The following is a 21,437-nucleotide window of genomic DNA, read 5'->3' as shown; positions in this document are numbered from 1 at the left end:
AGAAGAGGGGAGGCGTTTATAAAGGTGTTCTTTCGATGAGCCAACGCCAGAGTGGGACGAATTTGACGGTTTTCTCTTCAACCTGCAGAACGTCCTCGTAATCCCAGGTTATCACTGTGAGGTTTTTGCAGTTCAATGACTTTGAGGCCCTCAAGAGAGCCTTGAGCTCGCGGCCCATCGTCGTGGGTTCTTCAACGTCATAGCTAACCTGTATTAGCTCGACTACCTTTGGGCCCCTCAAGAGGACGAAATCAACCTCCCCCTTTCTGTCATCCCAGTAGCGAACCTCCAGGAGGGGATCGTGGTAGTGTTTCCGTCTGAGAAGCTCCACCGCCACTATGTTTTCAATCCTATGTCCCATGTCTCCAACGCCAAAAACGCTCGCAAAGCCGGTATCGGCGATGTATATCTTGAGGGTGCTCCTTAGAGATTCAACGTCGCTTGGATGATACTTCCTCACGGGAATCACAAAACCTACGTCCTCGAGGTATGAGAAGTACTCGGAAGTCGTTGGTCTGCTTAGCCTGACACCGCTCGAAGCGAGAAGGCCATTGAGTTTCCGTATGGAAAGCTTCCTGGCAAAATTCCTCACGGTAACCCGGATCAGCGCTTTCATGGCACCGGTTTTTTCAATGCCATACCTCTCGACCAGGTCGCGGTAAATTATAAGGTCGAGGTATTCCTGCAGGGTCCTGATCTTTATCAGTTCTGGATAACTCACTATTCCAGGGAAGCCTCCGTACCGGACGTATTCTTCTAGGAATCTCTTGAGCCGCCCTCTTCTGGCTTCCGTCAGGGGTCGGGAGTGGTCAAAGCCTTTGAAGGACAGAAACTCTCTGAAGGACAGGGGGAAAAGCTGAAAGCTTAGACTCCTTCCCCTAAGTGAGGTGGCTATCTCCCTGGAGAGAAGCTTCGATGACGATCCCGTCACGAACACCCTCGCCCTCTTTCTTTCAAGGAGCCTTCTGACGAACTTTTCCCAGCCCTGAACCTCCTGAACCTCATCGAGGAACAGGTACATGACGTCCGCGTCGGGGTTGAGCTTGTAGTAGAGCTCCACCAGAGCGGAGAGGTCGCCAGCAGTTAGGCCATCCAGCCTTTCGTCCTCAAAGTTAACGTAGAAAATCCTCTCTATCGGCAATCCGGATTGGAGGAGCTTTTCCATTGTGTTGTATAAAAGATGAGTCTTTCCAACTCGCCTCAAGCCAAAGAGAACAACCGCCACATCCATGTTGACGGGTACGTTAAGTTCCCTCTCGCGTGTCTCAGGGATACCCAGTTCATGAAACTCGGAGATTACCTCTTCAAGGATCATCTTGACCACATGGTAAACTCAACTTTACCATATTTAAGAATTTTGGTAAAGTCAACTTGACCATTTCTACTCCCTCAGAAAAACCCGGTACGTTCTCCCTTCCTTGATTCTCGTTATGAGACCTTTCTCCTCCATCTCGCGGAGGATTATGCTGACCTTCGCCTTCGAAACGCCGAGCTTATCGGCGAGTTCGCTCTGGAGAACCGGGCCCTCCCTCAGCAGGGCGAGTATCTTCTCCTCGTCGCTCCGCAGGTGGGTCTTCTCCTCCTCGCGCTTCCTCTCGTGGTAGAGGATGTAGCCGTAAACGGAGCCGCCGCCGATGAGGAGGCCCACCAGGAAGGTCCCCACATAGAGGAGCGGGGATGGCTGGGAGGGGGTCGTTATCTCGCCTGAGAATCCCACTATGAAGTAAAACTCGTCGCCGGCGCGGAGGTCGCGGCGCGTCCACTCAAGCAGGAGCCGGCTTGTGGAGCTCTCGACCCTGTCCGGCGATGGAATTATCGGGGAGAGCACCGCGTAGCCTTTGGGGACGACCAGCTGCATGTGGAAGAGGCCCACCGGCTGGCTGAAACGTATGTAGTAAGTGAACTGCTTCTTCCCTTCGTCCTCGGTTATCATGCCTCTGGTCGTGAAAGTCAGCCGTATCCTCGCGCTCTCGCCTGGGCCGAGGTTTGGGAAGGACATGTAAACCGCGTTCGTCCCGCCGAGGACCTCCCTGACCGTCACGTTTACCGGTTTCACGCCGCTCTGAAGGTCCAGAACGGCCCGCGGATCCTCCACGGGGTAGTCCGTGTAGATAACGTACTGGCTGAGGTTTGTATGGGAAGTTAAATCAATCTCAATCGTCTCCTCCACCTGGCTGGGGGTAACCACGTCGAAATAGACTGCGTAGGCGTTTATCTCGTAGTCGTATTCCTGTGCTCCCACACCGTGGAGCGCGAAAGAGAGGAAGAGGAGAATGAAGACTAACCCAGTTAAAGCTGGCTTCCTTCCTCGGGGTTTTTGATCTTCAGCAGCGGGCATACGTCCATACACTCCCTGCAGTGGGTGCAGAGCTCACCGTTCACGACGATCTTCCTGCTCCTCGGGTCGATGCTGAGCGCCCCTTCCGGACACTTACCGACGCAGACGCCGCAGCCGACGCACTCGTAGGCCCTCTTTATAAGGTAGTACGCCTGAACTCCCTCGCCGAAGTCTCCGGTGTATGCGCCGTCCTCCCTGAAGATAACCTCCCCCGCTCTTATGTAGTTTTCGCCCTCCTCGACCTCTCCAAGGATTGGGGCGACTTCCATGATTCTCTCCAGGTTCACGACGGTGTTGAAGCGAACCGTGAAGGTGCCGTCATCGTTCTCCACCATCGAATACTTCACGGGTTCCCAGGAGCGCTCCTCCGGAACATCCACGCCCAGCTCCCTCGCTATCGCCTTCTCGCCCCTGCTGAGCTTCTTCCACCGCCAGAAGCCATAGGTTATCCACTCGTCGGGCATTCCAAAGCGCTTCTTCCACCTCCCAAGTTCGCCCTCCCACCTGGCCCACAGTTCGGGCTTCTCCTCCTTGAGGGTGTAGATTTCCGCCAGGGATGCGCTCGGGCAGAGGAAGCAGCCTATTCTGTCAAGCCTGTCCTCGTAGAGCGGATTGTACTTAAGGTTCCTGCTGAAGATGTAGAGCCAGACCTCCAGCGCGCGCCAGTGGAATATCGGCGATGCCCCTGTCTCGTTCGGCACCCAGGGGTTCTTCCAGACCCTCGGCTGCTTGAACCGCTTTATGCTCTCGTACTTCCTCTGGCCTACGAACATGAGGACGCCCTTCGGGTAGTTCTCCTTTATCGCCATGGTTATCGGGCCGAGCTTCGTTACCTTACAGCACCAGCGGTAGTCCCTGCCCGGCGGGGAAAAGACGTGGATGGCGCGCCAGAAGGCGTCGCCGGCGTCGGCAACGACGAACTTTATCCCCCTCGGCTCAAGCTCCCTCCTCAGCTCCTCGACGTATTCGAGCGTTTCCGGGAACTCTATGCCCGTGTTGTTGAAGAAGACGGTGAAGCCCTCGTCTCCGAACTCCTCCAGCGCCAGGCCGAGAACCGCCAGGCTGTCCTTCCCGCCCGAGAAGGCCACCGCTATCGGGAGGTCAGAGTACCTGGTGGCGACCTTCCTCATGAAGCGCCTCGCTTCCATCACCTTCCTCTCAAGCTCGATGGAGTTGGCGCGGAGGACGTCCTCCATGGTGGCCTTCCTTCCCTCGCGGTAGTTGATGCTTCTCTGCCTCCTCACCTTGACGCCGGTTCCGCGCTCCCTGCTGGCTAAAGCTTCGTAGTCCTTCTTCGCTATTCCGGTTGCGATGACCTCACCGCTCTCGGAGACGAGGATTACGTCGTCGTTTCTCCTTATGCTCTGCTCCGCCTCGATTATCCCAACGGGCAGGAGGTTGGAGCCGTTCAGTATCGGCTCTATGGCACCTTCATCGACGACTATCCACTTTCCCATTGACTTTCCAAAGCGCTTCCACAGCGCCATCGCGCCCTCGACCTTCAGGCCGGGCTTCCACTTCAGCTCCAGCGGGTCGAAGCGTATCCAGCCGAAGACGTAGCCGTCGAGGATTATCTCGTAGGAGTCATCTTCCCCTGGCGTCTTGTTGAGGAGAACCGCCTTTCCCTCGAACAGCTCGCCCACGTCGACGCCGTAGTGCTCCATGAATACCGAGCGTATGAACTCGATGTCCTTTTCAAAAGCAAAGCGCAGGTCGCCGGGAGGTGTGATGTTGAGCCTGAAAACGCTCTCCTTTCCGTGGACGGCACAGCTATCTCCGATGAGCGGGACGTTGCACTTCTCGCACCAGTTTATGTAAGCCTTACCGAGGAATACCGGCCTTCCCATCTCTCTCACCTGAGGCAAGAAGGGAGCAGGGGTTTATAAAGGCGATTGGTGGAAGCTTGCGGAACGTCGTTCGGCATGACTTTATAAAGTCCTGCCGACTGGCAACCGGCGAGGGTTTTTAAAGGGTGGCCGGTTATCAACCGGCAAGCGATGGGGGTGTTTTCATTTTACCTGGCCGGTACAATACCTACGACATCAGCCCTGGAAGCTGTTATTCCATAACGCCCTAACGTCTGGGAAACGCAACGTCACCACGGGAGGTTCCAGCAGTCCGCCAGCAAGGTAAAAATTCGGGGGTTAAGGGGGCTTGTGGAAGAACACAGCAAGGCTTATAAGAACTTCCATTCTTCGAAGTTTGAACAACAACCGGAGGCGATAGTAATGCCATTTGCCGGAGCAGCGCTTATCATAATCGGAGTGTTCCTTTTGATAATGCTTCTGCTGAGCGTGAAGGTGATCCGTCCGTACCAGAAGGGTCTCGTCGAGAGGCTCGGAAAGTTCAACAGGATCCTGGAGCCGGGAATACACTTCATAATACCATTCATGGAACGCGTTAAGGTCGTGGACATGCGCGAGCACGTCGTGGACGTGCCGCCGCAGGAGGTCATCTGTAAGGACAACGTCGTCGTTACAGTCGATGCCATCGTCTACTACCAGATACTCGACCCCGTCAAGGTCGTCTACAACGTCAGCAACTTCCTGATGGCGATAATCAAGCTCGCCCAGACCAACCTGCGTGCCATCATAGGTGAGATGGAGCTCGACGAGACGCTCTCCGGAAGGGACATAATCAACGCAAAGCTGAGGGAAGAACTCGACAAGATAACCGACCGCTGGGGTGTCAAGATAACCCGCGTTGAGATACAGCGCATAGACCCGCCCAAGGACATTCAGGACGCGATGGCCAAGCAGATGACGGCTGAAAGGGAGAAGAGGGCCATGATACTCCTCGCGGAGGGCGAAAGGGAGAGCAAGATAAAGAAAGCCGAGGGTGAAAAGCAGGCGGCCATACTCCAGGCCGAGGGTGAGAAGCAGAGGCAGATACTCGTCGCCGAGGGTCAGGCCGAGGCAATACGGAAGGTTCTCGAGGCACTCTCGATGGCCGACGAGAAGTACCTCGCCCTCCAGTACATCGAGAAGCTTCCCGAGCTCGGAAGGCAGGGCAACCTGATCGTGCCCTACGACACCGAGTCCCTGATCGGACTGCTGAGGATACTCCAGAAGGTGAGGGACATCCCGATGCCCGAGACGCCCAAGCCTCCCAGTGGCGATGGCGGGGAGGAAGTGACCCCCTCCGAGCCTGGTGAAGGAAACTCGGATTTGAACCCGGAAAAGGCTTAAAGACCTTTTCTTAATTTTTGAGGGTGGTGGACATGGAAGCGCTTCCGATTTCCCTTCTCATCCTTGGCCTCCTCGTGATAGCCCTGGACATGATGGTTACCGCGTTCATAACCCCTATTGGAATAGCAATGGTCGTCATGGGACTCCTGATGGGGTTCGGGGTGAACTTCACCGAGAGCTTCGTCGCCGCCCTCATAGCGGCGGTGATTTCATACATAATCGTCGGCCGCTATGTAAAAAAGGACGTCCAGGACGCCGGAAAGGGCAAGTACACCTTCGAGCTGAAGGGCAAGCGCGGGAAGGTGGTTGAAATAGGAAAGGACCACTACATCGTCGAGCTTGAGGGAGACAGGTGGATAGCGCTGGCCGAGGGGGACGAAAAGCCCGGAATCGGCGACACCGTTGAGGTCGTCAATGTGGACGGCGTCAAGCTCATGGTCAGGAAGGTCTGAACTCCGCCCACAGCTCCTCCATCCTTTTTCCAAGTTTCGTGAACAGACCGTTTCTGTAAACGATCTCTCCGTTCACCATGACCAGCTCGACATCGCTTCCCCGGGCCGAGTAAACCACATGGGAGTGTGGATTCTCCCCGGGAAGGAACTGGGTCTTTCTGGCGTTTATCAGGACCAGATCCGCGAGGTAGCCGGGTTTTATGAGGCCCGCCCTCAGCCCGAGGGCCTTTGCCCCCCCGACCGTAGCCCAGCGGAAAACTTCCCTCGCCGAGGCGACGTCAGTTCTTCTCCTCCAGACCTTGTTCAGAACCGCCGCAAAGCGCATCTCCGTGAACATGTCCATCAGGCCCACTGGATTGGGGGAGTCGTTTCCGAGGGCGATGTTCGTTCCCCTCTCAAAGAGTTCTATTATCGGGGCTATCCTTCCCTCAAGCTTTGCCATGCTCAGGGAGCAGTGAACGAGCGCCGCACCGCTTTTCGCGTAGAGGGAAACCTCTGAATCGCTCAGATAGATGCCGTGGACACCGATAAGGTTGTCCCCAAGTACGCCGGCCCTTTCGAGGTATTCCACGGGGGAGAGGCCGTAGCGGCGTTTGACCTCCCGTACCTCCCCCATGCTCTGGGAGAGGTGAACGTGAATCAGGGCGTTCCTACCGCGGGCAAACTCGCCGATCTCGCTCATCAGCTCAAGGGACACCGTGTTGGTGGCGTGGGGCGCGAGGGTGGGGGTCACGAGCCCATCCTTGCCCACCCAGTCCTTAAAGAACCTGAAGCCCTCCTCGGGCGCGGCTATGGTGAAGTCAATCGTGTCCATAACGGTCTGGCCGATGAAGGCCCTTATTCCAACTTCCTGGGCGGCCTTCGCTATTTCGTCGGCGAAGAAGTAGTGGTCGTTTATCGTCGTCGAACCGTTGGCCAGCGCCTCAGCCATTCCGAGGAGCGCCCAACGGCGAACGTCCTCGGGCCTCCACTCCAGCTCCGCGGGCCATATAACGTCGCTGAGCCACTTCTCTATGGGCACGTCCTCACCGAGGCCCCGGAACTTCGACATGGCGGTGTGGGTGTGGGCGTTGACCAGGCCAGGCAGGATGATGTAGCCGTCTCCCCCGTAAACTTCATCGACGGCGTATTCACCGACCCTTTCCCGGGGGATGACGTCCCGAATGAACCCGTTTTCCACCATGACCGCGATGTTCTTTCTGGCCGATCCGCAGTCAACGGCGGTTCCTATAAGTGCGAACATCCCATCACCCTCTTGGACATCTGACGCGCAGGTACTTAAATATTTTGACATATCGACATAAAGTTGCCCAAAGGGTTTAAATGGGGAGTGTCCCGAATATCCCCCATGCCACTACTGATAATCGTCAGACTCGGGATTGGGACGGTCACCCTGTGGCCGAATTGACGCTCTTCTGGGAGCCGTTGCTCCAAATCGCTACCGTTATAAAGCCCCCCTCAAAGCCTCTGGAGGTGGTAAGGATGATTGATAAGGTTTACTGTGTCGATGTTCAGCCGGATATGGAAGGTAAACGCGTCAAGCTCGCAGGATGGGTTTACAGAAAGAGGGAAGTGGGAAAGAAGGTCTTCATAGTCCTCCGCGACTCGACCGGGATAGTTCAGACGATATTTAAGAAAGAGCTGAGTGAGGAAGCCTACGAAAAAGCCAAAAAGGCGGGCATAGAGTCGAGCGTCATCATCGAAGGAACCGTCAGGGCAGACCCCCGCGCGCCCACCGGTGTTGAGATTCAGGCGGACAGAATTGAGATCGTGCAGAATGTCGACTTCTTCCCGATAACGAAGGACGCGAGCGAGGAGTTCCTCCTCGACGTCAGGCACCTCCACCTCCACTCGCCCAAGGTCGCGAGCATAATGAAGGTCAAGGCGACGATGATGCAGGCCGCCCGCGAGTGGCTCCTCCAGGACGGCTGGTACGAGGTCTTCCCGCCGATACTCGTCACCGGCGCCGTCGAGGGCGGCGCGACCCTCTTCAAGCTCAAGTACTTCGATAAGACCGCCTACCTCAGCCAGTCGGCCCAGCTCTACCTGGAGGCTGCCATCTTCGGCCTCGAAAAGGTCTGGTCGCTAACTCCGAGCTTTAGAGCGGAGAAGAGCAGGACGAGAAGGCACCTCACCGAGTTCTGGCACCTTGAGCTCGAGGCCGCCTGGATGGACCTCCGGGACATCATGAAGGTCGAGGAGGAGCTCGTCAGCTACATGGTTCAGCGCACCCTGGAGCTCCGGAGGAGCGAGATTGAGACCTTCAGGAAAGACTTAACCACCCTCAAGAACGCGGTTCCGCCCTTCCCGAGGGTGAGCTACGACGAAGCCATAGACATCCTCCAGAGCAAGGGCGTCGAGATAGAGTGGGGAGAGGACATGGGCGCCGACGAGGAGAGGATCCTCACCCAGGAGTTCGAGGCCCCGTTCTTTGTCTACGGCTATCCAAAGGGCATTAAAGCATTCTACATGAAGGAGGACCCGGAGGACCCGAGAAAGGTTCTCGCCGCGGACATGCTCGCGCCCGAGGGGTACGGCGAGATAATCGGTGGAAGCCAGCGTGAGGACAGCTACGACAAGCTCGTGCAGAGGATTCTGGAGGAGGGTATGAAGCCGGAGGACTACGAGTGGTACCTCGACCTCAGGAAGTACGGCAGCGTTCCGCACAGCGGCTTCGGACTGGGCCTTGAGAGGCTCGTCGCCTGGGTGCTGAAGCTCGACCACGTCCGCTGGGCAACCCTGTTCCCGAGGACGCCGAGCAGGCTCTACCCGTGAGCCTGCCCCCACCACAACTTTTATAAAACTCCCCCAAGACCATTAGCCCGAGGGCCCGTAGCCTAGCAGGATAGGGCGTCGGCCTTCTAAGCCGAAGGTCGCGGGTTCGAATCCCGCCGGGCCCGCCATTCTTGATTGATAGTAAACTTGGAGTGAAGTAACATCTCCCTCCGTAATTCACTTAAATGGGAAGTGGTTTGTAATACTCGGTGTCATGATGCTAAAGCCATACGAGGTTGAATTAGAGACACTCGGAGGGATAGTTCGCGTTGAGTTTCTGAGAACGGACCATGTGGAGTTAATAAGGTCTTTTGACTCCGGCGAGGGTGGGGAAGAACAGACGGAGTTTGCAAGGAATGTGGCATGGAAATCTCATGAGCGGTGTCTTTCTACCGTCTTTGTCATCCTGCATGAGGATTCTCTGATGTCATATTTCACGCTTTCCCCGTTTATTGTTAGCCTTAAAATCCGCGATAATACACCGAAAAACAAAAGAGTGCTCGTTGAAGAGTTACGGACTCGGCTTGTGGAGCTTTTGGGGATGGATATTAAATATTCTTCCGTGCCCACAATACTCCTTGGACAGTTTGGCCTCCAGAGGGAATACCGGGGAATGGGTGTGGGTGGTGAAATACTGGCGAAGGTCATCAAGCCCTATGCAGTTCTTTATGCTGCTCAAATCGGTGGAACTGGTTTGTCCCTCCATGCAAAAAAGGAGGTTGCCAAGAAGTTTTACCTCGACCATAAAAAGAATCCCCTTGCAGAGGGGTTTCAGATTGTTTCTGCGGGTAGCACCTATGAACTGTTTTATCCCTTTGTCACTGAGGCCGAGGCTGTTAGAAGAGCCTTAACCGGAAGTATAAGGCCTGAAGAATTCAGGTAATACCCACAATAGCCAAGGCTCTCTTGACGGTATCCTCTACCTCTCTGGGATCTCGCTCCCTGGCTTTTTCGAGTGCCTTTACGAAATTCTGGAGCTCTTCCGGAGTCTCCAGTATGAGTTCATAACCGTCAAATTTGGCCATTCTCCCACCGATAGTCTCTTGCGGAAGGATTTATATAAAGGTTTTTGTAGGCTGTGACCTAGCATTCTGAACTGTAGACGCGAAACACTAAATGGGAAAAGGAAGAAACCTCACCGCCTCCTCCTGAGGAGAAGCGGGAGCACGGCGAGGCCAACTATCAGGGCAGGTCCGCATATGCCGGTGTTATCGGTTTCTCCGCCGGTTTCGGTGGTCGTCTTCCCGAGTATCTCATCCGGGCTCTTGCCCTCGACCATGAGCTGGGTCCACTGCTTGAGCCATGTCTCGTAGTTGGTCTCTATCTCCCTGGAGTCTATTGCGACGGGCTTGTCCACCTTGACCGCGTACTGGAAGACCTCCGGGAGTTCAACGTCTCCGTTAACGGGGTACATCCACTGGTTGAGCGGGAGCTTCTCCTGAGCCTCGGCACTGATGAGGAACTCGATGAACTTCTCGGCCAGCTCCCTGTTCCTGGCCCCCTTGACGATTCCGGCACCCTCTATCTGGAGGTAGTTGCCCTCCCTGAAGGCGACGGCTCCGACGTTGGTGTTGTTGTCGTAGTAAACCGTGGCGGCGGGGGAGGTGGCGTAACTGAGGACGAGCGGGTACTCGCCCTCGCTGAACGCACCCCACGCCTCGCTCCAGCCCTTGACTATCTGAACGTCGTTCTCCTTCAGTTTCTCCCAGTAGTAGAGCCAGTCGTCGCCGTAAACGGCCACTGTCCAGAGGAGGAAGGCCATTCCCGGCGAGCTCGTGCGCGGGTCTTCGATTATCAGCTTGCCCTTCCACTCCGGCTTGGTGAGGTCTTCGAGGCTTGCCGGGGGATTCTGAACCATGTCCTTGCGGTAGTTGATGGCTATGAAGCCGTAGTCGTAGGGCGTGAGGTGGTAAGTCGGGTCGAACTTCTCAACGATCCAGTCCGGAATTACGTCGGCGTTGGCCGGCTTGTACGGCTCCAGGACACCCGCGTCTATGGCCTTCGCCAGGTAGCTGTTGTCTATGCCCACAACGACGTCAGCCTGGGGATTATCCTTCTCAAGGATGAGCCTGTTGAGAACCTCGCCGGCGTCACCGATGAGGACGAGGTTCACCTTGACTCCGTACTTCTGTTCGAAAAGCGGTACTATCTCCTTCATCCACCACTCGATACTGTCGTAGGAGTAAACCGTCAGCGTTTCTTCAGCGGCGACCGGTTTTGGAACCAGGAGCCCCAGGAGCAGCAGCACGGCGAGGAACGCACCAAGCTTCTTCATGGCAACACCTCCAAATACTCGGTTTTGAGTCCCAATAAGGGGGTAATAACCGGATTAATAAAGCTTTGCTTCCCAGTTTCGGGAAGTCGGAAAAAGTTGAGAATGAGGTCAGAGCCTCACGGCACCGGTGGTGTAGGCGTACAGGAAGTAGGCGTACACCGCCAGAAAAACACCAGCGGTAACCCTGTCTATCCTTCCCGTGAGCCTCAGGACGGCGGTTAGGAGCCCCATAACGAGGAGGGTCAGCGGCAGGGTGAAGGTGTAGACCGTCGCATCCACCTTTATGGGGTTTATCAGGGACGCTATTCCTATGACCATGAGCACGTCGAGTATGTTGGCGCCGATTATGTTGCCGACGCTTATGTTGGGCAGCCTCTTGAGGGTGGCCATGAGGGAGTTCGTGAGCTCCGGCAGGGAGGTGCCTATGGACACCATCGTCAGACCGATTACGATTTCCGGAACACCGTAGGCCCTGGCTATCGTTACTGCGCTGTCCACGACCAGTTTGGCGCCGATGACCACGACCAGACCGCTTCCGAGCATTATCAGCGCATCCCTGCGGGGGTCGCGGGTTCCGCCCTCGGGAAGTTCCTCGAGCGTCATGTGCTTCCTGTAGAGGTAATAGAGGAAGCCGAAGTATATGAGTATGAGGCTGGCACCGTCGAGCCGGCTTATGGTCCCGTCGTGCATGAGCAGGCCCGCGTAGGCGGTGACGGCCACCATGAAGAGGGCGTTTTTCCAGGCGGTTCTCTCAACGCTGAGGGGCATTATCAGGGCCGAGACCCCAAGGATGAGGGCTATGTTGGCGAGGGCACTCCCTATGGCGTTGCCCAGCGCTATGTCGGGGTTCCCCTGGTATGAGGATATGGCCGAGACCGTTACCTCCGGCAGAGTGGTGGCGATGCTCGCGAGGACGAGTGCGATTATGAACTCACTGACGCCGAACCCCTTGGCGACGCGGGAGGCCGCCTCCACGAAGTAATCGCTCCCCTTGATGAGAAGAACCAGACCGACGGCGAAGAGTATTATTTCAACTATCACTTTCTCCCACCGGGGTAGAATAGGAAAGGGGCTTAAAAGTTATTTGCCCGTTCCTCCCCCTTTCCCTCCATTCTTATCACGTAGTCGGCCGCGTTCTGAAGGGCCACGGAAAAGCCGGGTTCAACGCCTATGGCTATGGTCTCCTTACCCCTACGTTTGGCCTCGTTGATGAGGGGGAGAAAGTCCGCATCGCGGGTGGCCAGGGCGATGACCTCTACGTCCGAGTTGTAGATGAGCTCCATTGCCTCTATCGCTATCCTGACGTCCGTGTCGCCGGCGACGATTATCGGCTCGAGTCCCTGATTGACGACGGCTTCGATGAGTCCCTGGGGGGCGTACTGGTTGAGGACGACCTTGGCAACGCGTATCTTTCCGATCCTCTCAAGCGCCTCGACTATGTCCTCAAGCTTTATCCCGAACTCCTTGCGGAGAATATTCGGACCGTCGATTATCAGGCCGATGCTCTTGCCCCTCACGTGCTTGGGGGGCTCGGCCCCGACCTCCTTTTCGCCCCTGCGGAGCACCTTGAAGAGGGTCTCCTTCATTCCTCATCACCCTTCGGGTTCAGGATTATTGTGTAGTCCGCCGCGTGCTTGAGGGCCGCGGAAAAGCCCGGCTCTATGCCGAGCACTATCGTCTCCTTGCCCTTCTCCTTGGCCTTGAGGATGACCGGGAGGAACTCCGCGTTTCGGGTCGCTATGGCTATGGCATCGATGTTCGGGTTGTATATCTCGCGCATCGCCTCCACCGCGAGCTTCACCCCGGTCTCACCGGAGACGACCATGGTGTCGAACCCCTGGTTCGAGACGGCTTCGATGAGCCCCTGGGGGGCGTACTGGTTGAGGACAACCTTGGCAACGCGCAGGTCGCCGAGTCCCTCGAGGGCCTCGACTATGTCCTCAAGCTTTATCCCGAACTCCTTACGAAGAATATTCGGGCCATCAATGAGAAGAGCTATCCTCTTTCCCCGGCTCATCTTTCTCCGCATCATTCCGATGCTCCTCATCCCGTCCTTCGTCATCGATATTATCCGCTCCCAGTTGCTGCCCGCCATAGGGAGTCACCGTTGAAATTGTTCAACCAATCACGCGATCAGAGTGATACACCCTACCTACGGGACAATCCTATAAAAAGGTTGATTCCCTACCCGGGAAAACTTTAAAACGATGGGTTATAAAATCTGCACGGAGTGGAAAAGTACGCCGGTGGGAGCATGGCCGTGAAGTCCAAGTCCGGAAAAGCTCCACTCAGGGGAAAGCTTACAGCCATGGCCCTCGGGATAGCCACCGCCCTCGTGGCCATAGTCATCGTCGCCGCGCTCTTCGGGGAGAACTTCGACGACAACGGTATTACGGGGGCGGTTGCCGGAACCAGCGCGGCCCTTCTCCTGGGCCACACGCTCGAAAGGCTCGGGAGGCACGCCCTAAAGGCTTACTTTGGGCTGGTGTTCCTCAACACCATCACCGCGGCGCTCCTCGTCAAGTGGCTTTCTCTTAGCCCCGAAGGTACCTTTCAGTTCCTCCTGTACCTGCTCCCCCTGTACCTCCTCATCGGCACCGTGGATCATGTTATACTGAGAACACTGGAGAAAAGGGAAGCTCAGAGGAGCCTCTTGTAGTAGTACCAGAGGCCCCTGATGATGTCGCGTACCTCTATCATGGTGAAGGTTTCGGTTCTGTCTATGAGCCTCGCGGTCTCCTCCCAGCTGTGGGCCTGGAGCACGCGGTAGATCAAGAGCTTTATCTGGCGTTCGTCGAGGTAGGGCTTCATCCAGCCGTCGAGGAAGTAGAGCTTCACTATCGGCTTGACCGCGTCGAGCACGGTGTCGTAGGTCAGAACCTTGCCTGTGAAGGCGTCCAGTCTCTTCTTCTGGACCTCCGTGAGGTGGACGGGGTAATCCACGGCCTCACCGAAGGGGGTTTCGAAGAGCCAGCGCGCTATCTCAGGCTCAAGCTCCCTGTGGGTGTCGCCCAGCCACTCTGTAAGCCGGATTCTGAACTCGTCGCTGGCCTGGCGAATGAGCCTCTTCGCCCTTTCGCTTATCGGCTTGAGGACTATCGCGGTGAACTCACCGCTGACCGGGTTGCGGGCTGGACTGAGGTGCACCACCGCGAAGCCGTTCCTGACCCAGAAGCGGGCAAGCTCCTCACTCGCACCGAAGCCGGAGCCAATCCAGTCGAGGCCCTTCTCACGCGCCTCTTTTTCCATGAGCTCAAGGGCTTTGCTGCCCAGCCCCATGTCCATGGCATCAGGATGCGTGGCTATGCGGACGATGCGGTAGCCCTTCAGCTTGGCGAACTCCTTGAGCATGTGGTGCTTGACCATCATGTCGGGGATTATGTTGCCGCGCGGCTTGTAGCCCTTGACCATCTTCTCAACGACTTTTTTGGGGATGTTGCCTTCCTTGGCTATCTGAATCGCCGTCACTATCTTGCCGTTCTTGAGGCGGAGAACGCGGGCCTCATGGTGCGGCGCATCGGCGAGCAGGGCCACGTCGCTCGGCCTGTTGCGGTAGTGGGCGAGGATGTAGATACCGACGAAGTTCCTGAGGTCCTTCCTGTCCTTTTCAAACCAGTCATCGAGGTCGGGCTCCTCAAAGTACACCTCGCCGTTCTTTATCAGCCCGTAATCTTCCTCCGTGAGCTCAACCGGCTCAGCATCGAGCAGGAGGACATCGAAGAGCCACCTCTCGATGGGGTCGCCTTCCGCATAGCGTATCGGCTCCTCCATATGGAGCTCTTTAAAGGGGCGCTTTTCCTTGGCTTTCTTCAGGAACTTGACCGAGAATCCCCTACCTGCACCCTCGTAGCCGTGAATCGTGGAGGAGTAAACGACGCGGGGCTTGTTGAGGTACTTGTGGAGTATGGGAACGTGGATTCCGGCGGCCTCGTCCAGGATGTAGAGGTCGGCGCTCTTGCGGTAGCCCTCCGTGGGCGGGTAATATCTCAATCCAATCTTCCTCGCGTAGAGCTCCTTTATGAGGCCCTTCTCCTCCACGACGTGGGGCTTGAAGCCGAGCCTCTCGAGGGCGCGCTTTGCGAAGCGGAAGAGGGCCTGGACGTTCTCCGGCTCGGGGGCGGTTACAACGATGCGGGTGCGCTTGTTAAGGGCGAGGGCAAAGCCTATCGCGGCAATGCCTACGGAGACGCTCTTTCCACGACCCCTGTCCGCCGTGAGAACGAGCATTCCCTCCTCCTCGACCAGCCCCTCAAAGGCCCTGAGAACTTCCACCTGCCCCTCGGTGAGCGCCATCTCGTACAGCTCGCGCGGGAAAACCGTCTCGCCTGGAATCTCGACGCCCCGGCGGCCCTTAATCTTCGCTTGGGTCTTGTTCCGCTTCGGCTTCTTCCTGAGCTTGCCGTTCTCGGTGATGATGTAAATCCCATCGTACTCGGCGAACTTCCGGATAAGGCGCCTGTTAAAGCGCTTCTTCACGTCGTCTATCGTGTAGGGCGGCGTGACGAGGCTCTTGTGGAAGCCCGTCCACATCTTCTTCCACTTCTCAAAGGGATGTGCCAGGATGAAGATGAGCCCCCCTCCGCGGACGGTCTCGATTATCCTCCCGAGGTCGTTGGGGGAGTAGTCGTAGCTCATGTCCAGGACGAGCAGGTCGTACGTCCTTCCGAGTATGTCGCGGGTGTGCTTGAATGTCACAGCCTTCACATCGGCGTTTGAGCCCGCGAGAATGTCGAAGTGCTTTCTGAATGCTTCGTAGCGCTTCCGCCCGAAGGTGTCCTCCCCCAGGGCGTCAGTTGCGTAGAGAACCTGTATCCCATCCTCACTCTCATCGCGGAGGCGCTTTTTCTTCAGCTCCTCCAGGGCATCGCTCAAAACGCGCGCTGAAGCTCCGGCCAGAATTCCGGCCAGCTCCGCCTTTCGCGGCGTATCGCCCTCTATCAGAATCATCCTTCTGTGGAACTTCTCAAGCGCCTGCGCCAGGGCAGTCTCGGTGAGCCTGAGAACATCGTCCTTAACCTTCTCGCCTTTGGCGTATTCTCTCACTTCCCTGTCAAAGCGGACCTTGACGGTCACGGCCGCCACCTCCCGGATAAAGGGGAGAAGGGGGATTTAAAAAGGTGGCGTCAGGTGCAGTTCGAGGAGAGTGCCTTCACCAGCTCCGCCATTTCCTCCCGGCTTAACCTGTGAGCGAGATATTCGAGGACCTCGCAGGAAACCTCCTCCTTGTGTGAGTCCATATACTCCATGGCTTTTTTACGGAATATGTCGGAGTAATCGGGACCATAGGACTCACTGCACTCCTTGTTCCGCCAGGGCGCCCAGTGTTCGCCTTCACTTTCCTCAGGAAGAACTTTCGCCACCCAAGTAATCCCCCAGCCAGTAGCCGTGAAGATTAAGATGAGGAGGAGAAACGAGAGGAGCGGCCGGAACCTGCCGGCCCGGGTTCCAATTTTAGCCACGCAGACGAGCCAGAGGTAGAAGGTTGCAAATATCGCAAAGGCGAGAAACGTTGCGGTGAGCATGCCCCTGACCTCGGGGAGCGAGGCAAACCCTTTGAGTTTCGCCTTAGCCTCCAGAACCCATGTAATCGGAGGAGAAGGCCTTAGAACGACCTCTGTGAGGTTACGTTCCCCGTATTGGCGGGCAAACTTCAGGGCGAGGTAGTCCCTCTCGACGAGTTCGAAGGTTAGTCTTATGCGCTCGTTGGTCGCGTTGGCGATGTCCTCGCGGAGGAACTTCACATACACATTTAGGCGGTCCTGCAGGTACCAAAGCATGTCCTCGTACTCCGGATTTGGCTCCCCGAGTTTTTCGGGCACTACCATCTCAAGCTCGCCGGAGAAACCATATCGGTGACCAATTCCCCTTTCCAGCAACTCCTCTGGCGGGAGGAAGGACTCGACCTCGAGCCTGTACGGCGCGGGGGAGAGGTTGCAGGGAAGCGAGCGAGCCTTCTCCTCGGCATTCTCGTACGCTACCCACTGGGCAGCGGAGATCAGGATCATAAAGATGAGGGCAGTCGAAAGCACCGTTGAAACGACTTTTGGAACTGACTTCATGTGCCATGCACCTGCTAGGGCCGTTTCATCGAAATATAAAGCAGGTCACCCTCCAAGGAAGCGCACCTCAACCTGATACTCGGCGGGGAACCTCATTCCGAGTATCCTTTTTCTCCTGGTCTCCACCTCTCCCTTCAGCTCCACGTAGTCGCTCTCATCGATGTAACCCCTTTCGAGCAGTTCCTTCCCCAGGGTCTCGGTCTCCTTCAGGTACCTCAGGCGCTCCCGGTCCCAGCATTCCCTGTCCCAGACCCACACCGCGCCGAGGCTCTCAAGCTCTGAGAAAAGCGCGTTCCTCTCGCTCTCGTTGAGCCACAGCTCGAGGTAGTGAACGGAGTAATCGGGGTCGTCTGCATAGACCGGCGGGTTGTCCCGGAGGTGCTCCCGGAAGATTCTCTCCACCTCCGGCGTCGCCCTGACAAACCAGTCCTCCAGGCAGGGGGGACTAACGGTGGAATTCCTCTCCACCGGCTGGATTCCCGCGAGAAATCCATCGGGGACGGACCCATGCCACCCATAGAAAGGATAACCCATGAAGACGAAGGCGTAGCCAAGCATTAGAAGGGCCGAAAAAACCACAGCAACTGTGAAGGCCTTTGCCGGTTCCCTGTCGGCGAAGTCCCTTATCTCGAAGGCGAAGGCTACGCCCGCGAGGGTTATCACCAGGCCCTGCAGGAGCGCCAGAGTTCCGGCCACCGGGAACAGCTCGACGCTCGCCTCGTCAAAGCCGCCCTCGTACTTGGCGATGCTCTCGTTGAGCCAGACCACGTAGGAAAGCTGAAGGTACAGGTCGCTCCCGTTCCAGTTTCCCTTTCCGTCCTTCACCTCCTCAAGGATCTGCTGAATCTCTGCAGAGCGGTTCTCAATCAGCTCCTGAATTTGGGGTCTGTGGTCGTACACAATAGGGAGGCTGAGATTTTCCCCGGTTCTGACGTAGAGCGTATCGCCGGCCCTCCAGATTATCTCTCCGTTCCTCCCGGCCTCCAGGACGGCGTAGGTCTTGGGGAAGTAGATGCCGTACGTCACGGGCGTGTCCGCAATCACCGGCACCTCCGGCACGTCGCGGAGGAGGAACTCCGCTATGCCGCAGTCCACGAATGGAACGGCCACCAGGAGAAAGGCCAGGGCAAATATCACCTTCGACGACTTCCTCATCACCCGATCCCTCCGAAGTCGAACTCCAATATGGTAACGTTCGCACAGAAACCGAACTCCCTTCCCGACCTTTCCAGCCCCTGGAGGGAAGCGGATATCACGGCATCAACGGCACCCTCGTCCAGTCCCCCTGTCTCGAGCAGGTCCTCCCGGACCAGCGATACCAAGGCGTCATCGATTTCCAGCCTTTCGGGCCACGAAGGAATGGAATAGACGTAGAGCACAGTGGTTTCTTCGGACAGGTTGTCGAGTAGCCCTTCCGCCCTCTCCGGGGGAAGTGCCAGCGTTATTGAGAGGACCCTCCCGTTCCACCTCTCGACACGGACGTACTCCGCCGAACCCACGGCGTCAAGCAGGAGGGAGTCCACCCGGGCGTTGCGATGGACGTAGTAGGCCCTCTCGCCGCAGAAGTTGAGCTTATCCTCCCATTTTGACCCGACATCGATGAGCGGGTCGTGTTCCTGAAGGAGGCCGTAGGAGATGAAGGAGACCCCGATGATAAGGGCAAGAAGGAGTGCCAGGTTCCTGAAATCCGAGAGCATCTTAATGAGGACGTCGATCCTGGAAAGCAGGAGAATCGCGCCCGCCAGCAGGAGAAGCGAAACCACGATCTCACCCGGAACCGGGTTCCCGCCGTGGAAAAGCCTGTAGGGATAGGGTGGCTTCATCAGGATCTCCGTCACGTTTTCACCGCGTTTGAGTTTCTCAAGTTCACTCCTGACCTCGAGGGTTATCCTGAACAGGCTCATAGCGTGGATAAAGGTCGATTCGTTTCCGGTTTCAGACCAGAGTGCGATGTATTCGGAGGTGAGGTTGAGGAAGTTGCTGTAGGACCTCTCCAGCCCCATTAGTTCCAGCCGGTAGTGCTCGTCCGGTTTGCCCTCACGCCCCCTGACCAGGAGGTAGTACTCGCCGGTAGACGGCAGGTAAGAATAGCCAAGCAGGGAATCCCCAAGGGAGCGGACGTAGAGAGCCGGCAAAATCGGGCTGACGTTTTCATGGTAGTGGGCAACGACCTGGCTACCGGGGTAGCCCTCCAGCATCTCGCCGACCTGGCGATAGCTCCACCACTGGACGACGGTTAGGAGGACCATGCCCGCTATTGCGAGCGCCGCGAGATGTTTTCTCCGCGGGAGTTTCATCAAAACAACCAAAGTTAATGTCCTTAAATACCTTTCGGGGTTGCAAACATATCAAGGAGACAATCATCGAAACGCTAAGCTTTTATACGAAAAAGGCCGAGTTGGTTCGGTGGTTTCTATGGCGAAAGGTCTGGGGGAGAAGGACCTCGGAAAGTTCAAGCTCGTCGGAAACATCGACGCCTTCAGAAGGAAGGCGGTCTTCCAGGTCACCGAAATAAGCGTGGAGAAGGACGACTACTTCTCAAGGCTCTACCTCTACGACGGGAGGAAGGTCAGACCCTTTACCTCTGGCAACAAGGACTCGAACCCGCGCTTTTCTCCCGATGGTAAGCTGATAGCCTTCACCTCGAAGCGGGACAAGGAGAGCAAGGAGGCCGAGCTGTACGTTATTCCAACCGACGGCGGCGAGGCGAGGCTTCTGACCAAGTTCAAGTACGGAATCAAGAACCTCCGCTTCACAGAGGATGGTAAGAGCATAGCGGTCGTTACTCCGATAGACGTTGAGAAGAAGCCGAAGGACGACGTCCACGTCATCAAGGAAATTCCCTTCTGGTTCAACGGCGTCGGCTGGGTCTACGGGAAGAGGAGCGTCGTTTATCTGGTGGACATCGAGACCGGCAGGAAGAGGCGCGTAACGCCGAAGAACCTTGACGTCTCGCAGATTAGGTTCTATGAAGGAAAGCTCTACTTCACGGCTCAGGAAGACCGCGAGAGGAAGCCGATGGTGAGCGACCTCTACGTCCTCGAGGGCAGGAAGGCAAAGAGGCTAACCCCCGGAGAGTGGAGCGTGAGCGACTTCATCCCCCTCGACGACGGGACGTTCATTTTGAAAGCCAACACCCGCGAGCGGAGCATTCCAACGAACACCCACATCTACCACTACGACCCGGAGACGGGAGAGCTAAGGAAGCTCACCGCCAAGCTCGACCGCTCGGCCTACAACTCCCTGAACTGCGACGTTAGAGGAAGCCAGAGGGCCGAGCTGGTTTTCAAAGACGGCTGGTTTTATTACGTGGCAACGGACGGCCCGAGGGCGAACCTCTTCAGGGTGAACCTCGAGGGGAAGATAGAGCGCGTCATCGGCGGGGACAGGAGCGTGGAGAGCTTCGCCATAGGCGATTACATAGCCTTCACCGCCCAGGACGCGGTTACACCAACGGAGCTCTACGTCCTCCGCGACGGGAAGGAGAAAAAGCTCACGGACTTCAACGGCTGGATTAGAGACTACTCCCTCTCGAAGCCCGAGCACTTCAAGGTTAAAGCCAGCGATGGCGTCGAGATAGACGCATGGATAATGAGGCCCATTAATTTCGAGCCCGGAAAGAAATATCCGGCCGTTCTGGAGATTCACGGCGGGCCGAAGACGGCTTACGGCCACTCCTTCATGCACGAGTTTCACGTTTTGACCGCCAAAGGCTTCGTGGTAATCTTCTCCAACCCGCGCGGCAGCGACGGCTACGGTGAGGACTTCGCCGACATCAGAGAGCATTACGGCGAGAGGGATTACCAGGACCTGATGGAGGTCGTTGACGAGGCGTTAAAGCGCTTCGACTTCATCGACCCGGAGAGAATCGGCGTCACCGGCGGCTCCTACGGCGGCTTCATGACCAACTGGATAGTAGGCCACACGAAACGATTCAAAGCGGCGGTAACCCAGCGCTCCATCTCGAACTGGGTGAGCTTCTTCGGCACGACGGACATCGGCTACTTCTTTGCACCTGACCAGATAGGAGGCGACCCCTGGAGCAACATGGGGGGCTACTGGGAGAAGAGTCCGCTGAAGTACGCGCCGAACGTTGAAACGCCCCTGCTCATAATCCACAGCACGGAGGACTACCGGTGCTGGCTGCCGGAGGCCCTGCAGTTCTACACGGCCTTGAAGTACCTCGGCAAGACCGTTGAGCTGGCGCTCTTCCCGGGCGAGAACCACGACCTCAGCAGGGGCGGAAAGCCGAAGCACCGCGTTAGGCGCCTGGAGCTTATAGCCGGGTGGATGGAGAGGTGGCTCAAGGAGTGAACTTTCCCATTTTTCACAACACTTAAATACGTGAAC

The 21,437-nt window shown here is 56.8% G+C and carries 19 protein-coding genes and 1 tRNA gene; 7 read left to right on the top strand and 13 right to left on the bottom strand.

Annotated features, from left to right (window positions below; all coding sequences use genetic code 11):
• Positions 1 to 16: 16 nt before the first annotated feature.
• The 3 genes from E3E42_RS05530 to E3E42_RS05520 all read right to left on the bottom strand — a co-directional run bounded on the left by E3E42_RS05530 (position 17) and on the right by E3E42_RS05520 (position 4,185).
• Positions 17 to 1,315 (bottom strand): ATP-binding protein, encoded by a 1,299-nt coding sequence (locus E3E42_RS05530; RefSeq protein WP_167903617.1) that lies wholly within the window; start codon positions 1,313 to 1,315, stop codon positions 17 to 19.
• 66 nt (positions 1,316 to 1,381) lie between these two features.
• Complete coding sequence (locus E3E42_RS05525; protein WP_370519611.1) at positions 1,382 to 2,242, bottom strand: helix-turn-helix transcriptional regulator; 861 nt, start codon at positions 2,240 to 2,242, stop codon at positions 1,382 to 1,384.
• A gap of 47 nt (positions 2,243 to 2,289) precedes the next feature.
• A complete protein-coding gene (locus E3E42_RS05520; protein ID WP_167903301.1) occupies positions 2,290 to 4,185 on the bottom strand; it encodes a phosphoadenosine phosphosulfate reductase family protein in 1,896 nt (631 codons plus the stop codon).
• Positions 4,186 to 4,566: 381 nt separating this feature from the next.
• Between E3E42_RS05520 and E3E42_RS05515 the strand changes: the two genes are divergently transcribed.
• Together E3E42_RS05515 and E3E42_RS05510 are read left to right on the top strand one after the other, a co-directional pair.
• Complete coding sequence (locus E3E42_RS05515; protein ID WP_167903299.1) at positions 4,567 to 5,526, top strand: SPFH domain-containing protein; 960 nt, start codon at positions 4,567 to 4,569, stop codon at positions 5,524 to 5,526.
• A 32-nt stretch (positions 5,527 to 5,558) separates the two neighbouring features.
• Positions 5,559 to 5,978, top strand: a complete 420-nt coding sequence (locus E3E42_RS05510; protein WP_167890978.1) for an NfeD family protein — start codon at positions 5,559 to 5,561, stop codon at positions 5,976 to 5,978.
• Here E3E42_RS05510 and E3E42_RS05505 read toward each other — a convergent pair.
• On the bottom strand, positions 5,965 to 7,221 hold the full coding sequence (locus tag E3E42_RS05505) for an amidohydrolase family protein (protein WP_167903298.1): 1,257 nt from the start codon (positions 7,219 to 7,221) through the stop codon (positions 5,965 to 5,967). The genes E3E42_RS05510 and E3E42_RS05505 overlap by 14 nt on opposite strands.
• Positions 7,222 to 7,460: 239 nt before the next feature.
• Here E3E42_RS05505 and asnS point away from each other — a divergent pair, with 239 nt between their 5' ends.
• From asnS to E3E42_RS05490, 3 genes are all read left to right on the top strand, one after another.
• Entirely contained in the window at positions 7,461 to 8,753 is a 1,293-nt protein-coding gene (gene asnS / locus E3E42_RS05500; protein WP_167903615.1) for an asparagine--tRNA ligase, read from the top strand.
• 51 nt (positions 8,754 to 8,804) lie between these two features.
• A tRNA-Arg gene (locus tag E3E42_RS05495) sits at positions 8,805 to 8,881 on the top strand.
• Positions 8,882 to 8,970: 89 nt separating this feature from the next.
• Entirely contained in the window at positions 8,971 to 9,636 is a 666-nt protein-coding gene (locus E3E42_RS05490; RefSeq protein ID WP_240913644.1) for a hypothetical protein, read from the top strand.
• Here E3E42_RS05490 and E3E42_RS05485 read toward each other — a convergent pair.
• The 5 genes from E3E42_RS05485 to E3E42_RS05465 form a co-directional block, all read right to left on the bottom strand.
• On the bottom strand, positions 9,629 to 9,778 hold the full coding sequence (locus tag E3E42_RS05485) for a hypothetical protein (RefSeq protein WP_167903295.1): 150 nt from the start codon (positions 9,776 to 9,778) through the stop codon (positions 9,629 to 9,631). The two genes, E3E42_RS05490 and E3E42_RS05485, sit on opposite strands and share 8 nt — an antisense overlap.
• A 110-nt stretch (positions 9,779 to 9,888) precedes the next feature.
• Positions 9,889 to 11,028: a thiamine ABC transporter substrate binding subunit gene (locus E3E42_RS05480; RefSeq protein ID WP_167903293.1), complete on the bottom strand. Its 1,140-nt coding sequence runs from the start codon at positions 11,026 to 11,028 to the stop codon at positions 9,889 to 9,891.
• A gap of 108 nt (positions 11,029 to 11,136) precedes the next feature.
• Entirely contained in the window at positions 11,137 to 12,069 is a 933-nt protein-coding gene (locus E3E42_RS05475; protein ID WP_167889426.1) for a calcium/sodium antiporter, read from the bottom strand.
• Between the two features lie 32 nt (positions 12,070 to 12,101).
• Positions 12,102 to 12,614 carry a TIGR00288 family NYN domain-containing protein gene (locus E3E42_RS05470; RefSeq protein ID WP_167903291.1) on the bottom strand — a complete coding sequence of 171 codons (513 nt, stop codon included), beginning with the start codon at positions 12,612 to 12,614 and terminating at the stop codon, positions 12,102 to 12,104.
• Positions 12,611 to 13,123, bottom strand: a complete 513-nt coding sequence (locus E3E42_RS05465) for a TIGR00288 family NYN domain-containing protein (RefSeq protein ID WP_014013709.1) — start codon at positions 13,121 to 13,123, stop codon at positions 12,611 to 12,613. The genes E3E42_RS05470 and E3E42_RS05465 overlap by 4 nt, the downstream gene beginning before the upstream one ends.
• A 135-nt stretch (positions 13,124 to 13,258) precedes the next feature.
• Between E3E42_RS05465 and E3E42_RS05460 the strand changes: the two genes are divergently transcribed.
• A complete protein-coding gene (locus E3E42_RS05460) occupies positions 13,259 to 13,687 on the top strand; it encodes a hypothetical protein (protein ID WP_167903289.1) in 429 nt (142 codons plus the stop codon).
• Here E3E42_RS05460 and E3E42_RS05455 read toward each other — a convergent pair.
• The 4 genes from E3E42_RS05455 to E3E42_RS05440 are packed head-to-tail and all read right to left on the bottom strand — an operon-like array spanning position 13,669 to position 19,384.
• Positions 13,669 to 16,101: a tRNA(Met) cytidine acetyltransferase TmcA gene (locus E3E42_RS05455; protein WP_167903287.1), complete on the bottom strand. Its 2,433-nt coding sequence runs from the start codon at positions 16,099 to 16,101 to the stop codon at positions 13,669 to 13,671. The genes E3E42_RS05460 and E3E42_RS05455 overlap by 19 nt on opposite strands.
• Before the next feature lie 50 nt (positions 16,102 to 16,151).
• A complete protein-coding gene (locus E3E42_RS05450; RefSeq protein WP_167903286.1) occupies positions 16,152 to 17,087 on the bottom strand; it encodes a hypothetical protein in 936 nt (311 codons plus the stop codon).
• 45 nt (positions 17,088 to 17,132) lie between these two features.
• Positions 17,133 to 18,242 (bottom strand): hypothetical protein, encoded by a 1,110-nt coding sequence (locus E3E42_RS05445; RefSeq protein ID WP_167903285.1) that lies wholly within the window; start codon positions 18,240 to 18,242, stop codon positions 17,133 to 17,135.
• Positions 18,242 to 19,384 (bottom strand): hypothetical protein, encoded by a 1,143-nt coding sequence (locus tag E3E42_RS05440; RefSeq protein ID WP_167903284.1) that lies wholly within the window; start codon positions 19,382 to 19,384, stop codon positions 18,242 to 18,244. The genes E3E42_RS05445 and E3E42_RS05440 overlap by 1 nt, the downstream gene beginning before the upstream one ends.
• A 118-nt stretch (positions 19,385 to 19,502) precedes the next feature.
• Here E3E42_RS05440 and E3E42_RS05435 point away from each other — a divergent pair, with 118 nt between their 5' ends.
• Positions 19,503 to 21,401, top strand: a complete 1,899-nt coding sequence (locus E3E42_RS05435) for a S9 family peptidase (protein WP_167903613.1) — start codon at positions 19,503 to 19,505, stop codon at positions 21,399 to 21,401.
• The last annotated feature ends 36 nt before the right edge of the window (positions 21,402 to 21,437 follow it).

It is taken from the genome of Thermococcus sp. JdF3, from assembly GCF_012027495.1.
Classification (GTDB): domain Archaea; phylum Methanobacteriota_B; class Thermococci; order Thermococcales; family Thermococcaceae; genus Thermococcus.
Note: the sequence above shows the minus strand (reverse complement) of the source record. Positions and strands in the feature narration are given on the sequence as shown.

Bases quoted from the DNA above. Each gene is read 5' to 3' on its own strand.
- E3E42_RS05445 (WP_167903285.1), bottom strand. From the start codon at position 18,242: ATGAGGAAGTCGTCGAAGGTGATATTTGCCCTGGCCTTTCTCCTGGTG.
- E3E42_RS05450 (WP_167903286.1), bottom strand. From the start codon at position 17,087: ATGAAGTCAGTTCCAAAAGTCGTTTCAACGGTGCTTTCGACTGCCCTC.
- E3E42_RS05465 (WP_014013709.1), bottom strand. From the start codon at position 13,123: ATGGCGGGCAGCAACTGGGAGCGGATAATATCGATGACGAAGGACGGG.
- E3E42_RS05480 (WP_167903293.1), bottom strand. From the start codon at position 11,028: ATGAAGAAGCTTGGTGCGTTCCTCGCCGTGCTGCTGCTCCTGGGGCTC.
- E3E42_RS05505 (WP_167903298.1), bottom strand. From the start codon at position 7,221: ATGTTCGCACTTATAGGAACCGCCGTTGACTGCGGATCGGCCAGAAAG.
- E3E42_RS05520 (WP_167903301.1), bottom strand. From the start codon at position 4,185: ATGGGAAGGCCGGTATTCCTCGGTAAGGCTTACATAAACTGGTGCGAG.
- E3E42_RS05530 (WP_167903617.1), bottom strand. From the start codon at position 1,315: ATGATCCTTGAAGAGGTAATCTCCGAGTTTCATGAACTGGGTATCCCT.
- asnS (WP_167903615.1), top strand. From the start codon at position 7,461: ATGATTGATAAGGTTTACTGTGTCGATGTTCAGCCGGATATGGAAGGT.
- E3E42_RS05510 (WP_167890978.1), top strand. From the start codon at position 5,559: ATGGAAGCGCTTCCGATTTCCCTTCTCATCCTTGGCCTCCTCGTGATA.
- E3E42_RS05435 (WP_167903613.1), top strand. From the start codon at position 19,503: ATGGCGAAAGGTCTGGGGGAGAAGGACCTCGGAAAGTTCAAGCTCGTC.
- E3E42_RS05490 (WP_240913644.1), top strand. From the start codon at position 8,971: ATGCTAAAGCCATACGAGGTTGAATTAGAGACACTCGGAGGGATAGTT.
- E3E42_RS05515 (WP_167903299.1), top strand. From the start codon at position 4,567: ATGCCATTTGCCGGAGCAGCGCTTATCATAATCGGAGTGTTCCTTTTG.
- E3E42_RS05440 (WP_167903284.1), bottom strand. From the start codon at position 19,384: ATGAAACTCCCGCGGAGAAAACATCTCGCGGCGCTCGCAATAGCGGGC.
- E3E42_RS05485 (WP_167903295.1), bottom strand. From the start codon at position 9,778: ATGGCCAAATTTGACGGTTATGAACTCATACTGGAGACTCCGGAAGAG.
- E3E42_RS05470 (WP_167903291.1), bottom strand. From the start codon at position 12,614: ATGAAGGAGACCCTCTTCAAGGTGCTCCGCAGGGGCGAAAAGGAGGTC.